This window comes from Candidatus Dormiibacterota bacterium, from assembly GCA_035536395.1.
GTDB lineage: Bacteria > Patescibacteriota > Saccharimonadia > UBA4664 > DATLOE01 > DATLOE01.
In genome coordinates, this window is the sequence record DATLOE010000016.1 from 1 (window position 1) to 6,767 (window position 6,767).

Annotated in this window: 5 protein-coding genes; 4 read left to right on the forward strand and 1 reads right to left on the reverse strand. The window is 51.3% G+C overall.

Annotation, left to right across the window (positions count from 1 at the left end; translation table 11 throughout):
• The coding region (locus tag VNA68_02410; protein ID HVE80970.1) for a hypothetical protein at positions 1 to 189 on the reverse strand (189 nt) is incomplete at its 3' end.
• A gap of 89 nt (positions 190 to 278) precedes the next feature.
• Here VNA68_02410 and VNA68_02415 point away from each other — a divergent pair.
• The 4 genes from VNA68_02415 (at position 279) to VNA68_02430 (ending at position 6,411) form a co-directional block, all read left to right on the forward strand.
• On the forward strand, positions 279 to 1,271 hold the full coding sequence (locus VNA68_02415; GenBank protein ID HVE80971.1) for a tRNA-dihydrouridine synthase: 993 nt from the start codon (positions 279 to 281) through the stop codon (positions 1,269 to 1,271).
• Positions 1,272 to 1,371: 100 nt separating this feature from the next.
• Positions 1,372 to 2,157, forward strand: coding sequence for a Ku protein (locus VNA68_02420; GenBank protein ID HVE80972.1), 786 nt, complete (start codon positions 1,372 to 1,374; stop codon positions 2,155 to 2,157).
• A 2-nt stretch (positions 2,158 to 2,159) separates the two neighbouring features.
• The gene (gene ligD / locus VNA68_02425) at positions 2,160 to 4,637 is read left to right on the forward strand and encodes a DNA ligase D (GenBank protein ID HVE80973.1); all 2,478 of its coding nucleotides are present in this window, start codon (positions 2,160 to 2,162) and stop codon (positions 4,635 to 4,637) included.
• A 565-nt stretch (positions 4,638 to 5,202) separates the two neighbouring features.
• Positions 5,203 to 6,411, forward strand: a complete 1,209-nt coding sequence (locus tag VNA68_02430) for a DEAD/DEAH box helicase (protein ID HVE80974.1) — start codon at positions 5,203 to 5,205, stop codon at positions 6,409 to 6,411.
• The last annotated feature ends 356 nt before the right edge of the window (positions 6,412 to 6,767 follow it).

Genomic DNA, 6,767 nt, shown 5'->3' on the forward strand with positions numbered 1-6,767 from the left:
GTCTACCTGAATAGCGTTTGGCGGAGTGTTGGGCTCCAGGTGCAGTTTTTCGGCATATGCCAGCATAAAAGCCGGCAGTTCCCGGGCGAAATCCACTATATGCATCTGCTGGTCGCTCATCTCACTGCTGGCATAGGCCACCTCTGGCGGATACCAGTCTTTATGGCAGGTAAGGGTCACTAGCGGCACGCTAGATCCTTTCAGTAGGTACGCTAAGAGATTTGTATACCCTAGTATCTTTTATGAGTTTTGTCAATTTGTGATAGGATAAGAATCGTATGAAAAACGTATGGCAAAAACTCAAAAAGCCGTTCTTTATTCTAGCGCCGATGGACGATGTAACAGATACCGTCTTCCGCGAGGTGGTAGTGCGTGCCGCCGCGCCCGACCTGACGTTTACCGAGTTTGCCAATGCCGATGGCTTTATGCACCCTAAGGGGCGCTCTAGCGTCAGCCGCAAGCTGCTGGTAAATAAAAGCGAGCGCAATCTAAAGGTTCCCATCATTGCCCAGATCTGGGGTGCTAACCCAGAAACGCTTGGCCAAATGACGGCCGAACTGGCCGGGCAGGGGGTCTTTGCCGGTATAGATATTAATATGGGCTGCCCGGAGCGAGGCATCTGCCGCCGTGGCTGCTGCGCCGGCCTGATAAAAGAAGAGAACTGGCCAAGGGCGGCCGAGATCATTAAAGCCGTTAAAGCAAATGCCGGCTCATTACCTGTCAGCGTCAAAACCCGCCTCGGCTTTGGTAAGCAAGTAACAGAAGAGTGGGTGGAGTTCTTGCTGGGGCAAGGTATAGACGCCCTCACCTTGCATGCCCGTACAGCCAAGGAGATGAGTAAGGTTCCGGCCAGGTGGGAGGAGATCGCCAAAGCCGTAAAAATCCGCGATAGAGTTGCGCCAAACACCCTCATAATCGGCAACGGTGATGTGCTAAGTCGCAAACAGGGGGAGGAGCTAGCAAGTGAGACTGGCGCCGACGGAATTATGGTCGGCCGAGGTATATTCCATAATTTACTACTGTTCGACCCCGAAGGGCGAGAACTATCAAGAGATGAATCTTTTGATGTTCTGCTGCAGCACCTGGATCTGTATGAGGCAACCTGGGGCGAGAGCAAATCTTATGACCCGCTGAAGAAGTTCTTTAAGGTCTATATCAGCGGGTTCGACGGCGCCTCTGAACTGCGCACTCAAATGATGCAGACCAAAAACCCGGCCGAAGCTAGGGAAGTTATCCAAAAATTTCGCACGTCCCAAACCGTTACGGTTTAGCCCTAAATCTGGTATATTATTAGCATAAGCGGTATGGTTTGTGGTTTTGGCTATATAAACCGTTAACCTCTGAATTTATACTTAGAAAAAAGGGAAGCTTATGAGAGCGCTTTGGACAGGATCTATCAGTTTCGGACTTATCAATATTCCGGTGCGTCTGTACAGCGGCAGTGAGCATAATGAGGGGCTAGACCTCACCATGCTGCACAAGAAAGATTTAAGCCCTATCCGCTACGCCCGCATCTGCCGCCGCGACGGCAAGGAGATCCCGTACGACCAGATCGTAAAAGGCTATGAATATAAAGACGGCGACTACATCGTTCTCACAGATGAGGATTTTAAGCGAGCCAACGCCCGCAAAACTAAAACTATAGATATCGCTGAGTTCGTCTTGGAGGGGGAGATAGATTCACGCTACTACGAAAAGCCATACTATCTAGAGCCACAGAAGGGAGCCGATAAATCCTACGCCCTCCTTAGAGATGCGCTGAATAAATCCGGTAAGATCGCGATTGCCAAATTTGTACTTCGCAACCGCGAGCATTTGGGTGCGCTCAAGCCAGTGGGCCGTGCGCTGGTACTGAACCAAATGCGCTTCCCCACAGAGATCCGTAGCCCGGCTAAGCTTGACTTGCCTGCGGGGTCAAAAGCCGGCCAGAAAGAAATTAAGATGGCTATGGCACTGATCGAACAACTGACTGAACCTTTTATACCAGAAGATTTCCACGATACTTACATAGAGGAACTACAGGAAGCGATAGAGAAGAAAGCTAAGGGTAAGCCGGCACCCAAGAAAGGTGCGGAGCCCGAGCCGACCAAGGTCGGAGATCTAATGTCTGCCCTTAAGGCTAGTCTCGATAAACAAGCGAAGACCAAGTCGGGCTAGGGATGTCGCTAGCCAAATACAAATCTAAGCGAAATCTAGCCAAAACGCCGGAACCGGCTGGGGGCAAGGCGAGCGGTAAAGCTCTTCGTTTTGTGGTGCAGAAGCACGAAGCCACCCGTCTGCATTACGACCTGCGCCTGGAAATCGACGGCGTACTGAAAAGTTGGGCCGTACCCAAGGGCCCAAGCCTGGATCCGGATGTACGTCACCTGGCTATGAAGGTAGAAGACCACCCTATGGATTACCGGGGGTTCGAGGGCGTCATACCTGAGGGCAACTACGGCGCCGGCACCGTAATGGTGTGGGACGAAGGCACCTACGCCGATTACGAGGCCAGCCCCAGAAAAGAGGCCGAAAAGAACGTAAAAGCCGGTTTGCATAAAGGCGATCTGAAGTTCGTACTCCATGGCAAAAAGCTGAATGGAGCGTTCGTACTAGTTAAAACTGGATACGCCAAGGATTCCTGGCTGCTGATTAAAAAAGACGATAAATATGCCGCTAAAAAAGATGTGACCAAGCAAGATAAATCGGCCAAATCCGGTAAAAGTATGGAACAGCTGGCAAAAGCTGGTAGCAAGCGGCAGAGCAGCAATAGCAATAAAGACAGTAAAGATAATAACGATCGCAATAAAAAGGCCGAAAAGCTTAATATTAAGGCTCCTAAGGCCGAGCAGCCAAGTGACTTCGCGCCCATGCTGGCCACACTTGCAGACAAGCCGTTTGATGATAAAGATTGGCTATACGAAATCAAGTGGGACGGCTACCGCATACTGGCCCATATCGCAAATGGCACGGTGCGGCTTCTCTCCCGTAATGGTAGAGACTACACACAAGTTTTCGCTCCGGCGGCAGAAGAGCTGGCCGCCCTGCCGGATTGCATTCTGGACGGAGAGATGGTGGTGGTAGATCAAAATGGCCGCTCCGATTTCGGCCGGCTGCAGAACTACCAGAAGACCGGCGAGGGCACCCTGCGCTACTTCGTGTTTGATGCGCCATATGCCAATGGCCGCGATCTGCGCGAGCTGCCCTTAACCAGCCGCAGGCAAGTGGCAGCCAAGCTGATAAAGGGACTGAAAGTGGTACAGTATAGCGATCATATTGCAGCCAAAGGAGTGGAGTTCTTTCAAGCCGCTGCCAAAAACCGCCTTGAGGGTATCATTGCCAAACAAGCAGATAGCCCATATCTGATCGGCAGGCGCAGCCGCTCATGGCTGAAGATTAAGACCCATCAGCGGCAGGAGGCCGTAATCGGCGGCTACACCGAGCCCAAGGGCAGCCGCAAATCACTAGGCGCCCTGGTGCTAGGTGTATACGAGGGAGACAAACTGAAGTACATCGGCCACACCGGCGGCGGGCTGACGCAGGAGCAGCTAGACGAACTTCATAAAAAATTAAAGCCATTGGAACGCAAAAACTCACCATTTGATACAAAATTCAAAACTAACGCCGCTGTACACTGGCTTAAACCGCAGCTAGTCTGCGAGGTTAACTTTGCCGAGTGGACAGCCGAGGGCATTATGCGCCAGCCGATATTCGTAGGCCTAAGGGAAGATAAAGATGCGAAGGAGGTAGTACGGGAGGTGGCAACTGCAGACAGCAGCGATGAAGTTAAACTGACCCATCTGGATAAGATCTACTTCCCCAAAGACAAACTAACCAAAGGCGATGTTATTAATTACTATAAACAAATGTCCGGCAACATTCTGCCGTATCTGAAAGACAGGCCGATGTCACTCAACCGCCACCCGGACGGCATTACAAAGGAGGGTTTTTACCAAAAAGATATCGACCACCCTCCTAACTGGGCCAAAACCCACGATGTGCAGTCGGAATCGGCCGGTAAGGAGATTAACTACCTTGTCTGTACAGATGAGCGGGCGCTGTTGTACATGGCGCAATTAGGGTGCATCGAGATGAACCCCTGGCTTTCTCGGGTACCGAAGGCAGATTATCCTGATTTTTGCGTAATAGACCTTGATCCGGAAGATATTCCCTTTACAGAGGTTGTCAGGACCGCCCAGGAGGTCCACAAGCTGCTTGATCAGATTGGGGCAGTAAACTACTGCAAGACCTCCGGAGCCACTGGGCTGCACGTTTACGTGCCTCTAGCGGGCAAGTACACCTACGAGCAATCCAAACAGTTCGCCCATCTGATCGCAGCTATAGTCAATAAGCGCCTTCCAGATACGACCAGCTTGGAGAGGATGCCCAAGAAGCGCCAGAAGCGGGTATATCTGGATTATCTGCAGAATCGCAAGGGCCAGACCCTAGCCTGCGCCTACTCCTTACGCCCCAGAGATGGGGCACCGGTAGCCACACCCTTGGAATGGAGCGAGGTTACGGATAAGCTCGATGTCAGCGCCTTTAATATCAAAACGATCCAGAAGCGGCTCGCAAAGAAGGGGGATCTCTGGCAGCCGCTCCTAAAGCACAAAGGTATCGATCTTAAGAAGGCCCTGGGGAAACTAGAGAAACTCTAGTCCAAGCTGCCGTTATCAGAATCATAACCGTCTCACGCGCGCCAATAGTACCTACTCCCAATACCCCTGCGGGGCGCTGGTTTGTTTTACACGCAAAAAACTTAGTAGCCCCTTGGCTACGCCAGGTTGCGTGCGTTTTTTGGGGCAAAACCATATATTTTTAATCTCTAAACACCGGCATTCGAACAACCTCAAGCGCTCGTAGCAGAAAGTAATCTGTTTGCGAGGACTGTTTGAGGCAGTAGCCGAGTTCCACAGCAACAGATGCTTTCTGCGTACTGAGTGCTGAGCGGAGTGAGCATTCTGCCAGCAGGCAGACGATGCCGGGAGCTTTTTGGTTACTTTTGTGCTTACAAAAGTAATAAACATTTGCTTCTTTGGTAAAGAAGATCAAGAGATCAATATTAGACAAGGTATAAATTTTATGTTAGAGTTATGTTAATACTGATTGCAGTTACTGATTGCAGTTACGCTAATAGCAGTAACCGCAGATGAATACCGGTCTTGCAGATAGTTCTGGCTGTTCATCCAGTTAGAATTAAATGCAAAGGAAACCCAAGAGATAATGAACAACAGAGCTTTTTTGCCTGCCCGCAACAAGCGGCGTCGGTTTAACACTGGCCATACTAATAACAGTCGTGGCGGCGGTCGTAAGTTTAGCGGCACTTACATCGACCCAGCAAAATTTATTAACAAAGCCATAATGGGTGCAGAGCAGGTAAACCCTGAGATCCTGCACCGGTTTAGCGATTTTGCCTTCAGCCCCGAGCTGCAGGGCAACATTACTGCGCGCAAATACGAAACTCCGACCCCTATTCAGGACGGTGCTATAGCCCCAGCCCTGGAAGGTAAGGATGTTATCGGCCTGGCTAATACCGGTACCGGTAAGACGGCAGCCTTTATTCTGCCGATTATCGAGCGCCTGCATGCAGCCGGCGGCCGCGGTTCGGCCCTGATTATAGCGCCTACCCGTGAGCTGGCTACCCAGATTAACGATGAATTCAACGCTTTCGCCAAGGGCCTGCGCTTGTACTCGGCATTATGCGTGGGTGGTACTAGTATGTATCGCCAGATCAGCGCGCTACAGCGCCGGCCGCAGCTGATTATAGGTACCCCCGGGCGCCTGAAGGACTTAAACCAACAGGGAGTACTGAAGCTAGCTGCCACCCATACCTTAGTGCTAGATGAAGCCGACCGTATGCTAGATATGGGCTTTATTAACGACATTCGCCACCTTATTCAGCAGCTGCCCGAGCAGCGCCAGACCCTCTTTTTTAGCGCTACTACCACCCCTCAGATAGACAGGCTTACCTGGGAATTCCTCAAGGACCCGGTAACTGTCAGCGTGCGGCAGGGTAATACCAGCCAGAACGTAGAGCAGAATGTGATCCACGCCAGCTCCAAGGAAGAGAAGATCCAGATCTTAAGTGAAATGCTGCAGAAGCCTGAATTCGAAAAGGTACTGGTATTTGGCGAAACCAAGTATGGCGTACAGAAGCTGGCCGATAAGCTCGACCAGCAAGGCATTCGCGCCCAGGCTATCCACGGCAATAAAAGCCAGCCCCAGCGCCAGCGGGCACTAGATGCCTTTAAGGGCAGCCGGGTACGAGTACTGGTAGCTACAGATGTAGCAGCTCGCGGCCTAGACATTAATAATGTCAGCCACGTGATTAACTTTGATACCCCCAACACCTACGACGATTACATTCACCGTATCGGCCGTACCGGCCGTGCCGGGAATAAGGGCCACGCCCTGACCTTCGTCTCTCGATAAACTTCTCTTGGCTGCACATTTCGGCGTTAGAGCCTGCGCGCTTCCTTTACCGTACTAATCTGTACGCTTTAGTCCAGTGCTCGGCTCTGCCTTGAACTGTATCATCCAATAGAAGTTTTGATATTTAATCCCTAACACCGGCACTCGAACGACCTCAAGCGAGGGAGCAGCCAGTAATCTGCTTGCGAGGACTGTTTGACCCGGCAGTAGCCGGGGAGTTCCGCAGCAACAGATAGTTGGTGCGAACCGAGTGCTGAGCGGAGTGAGCATTATGGGGCGTAAGACCCAGACGGTGCCGGGAGCTTTTTGGTTACTTTTGTGCTCACAAAAGTAACATTAAGAAATTATCTATTATT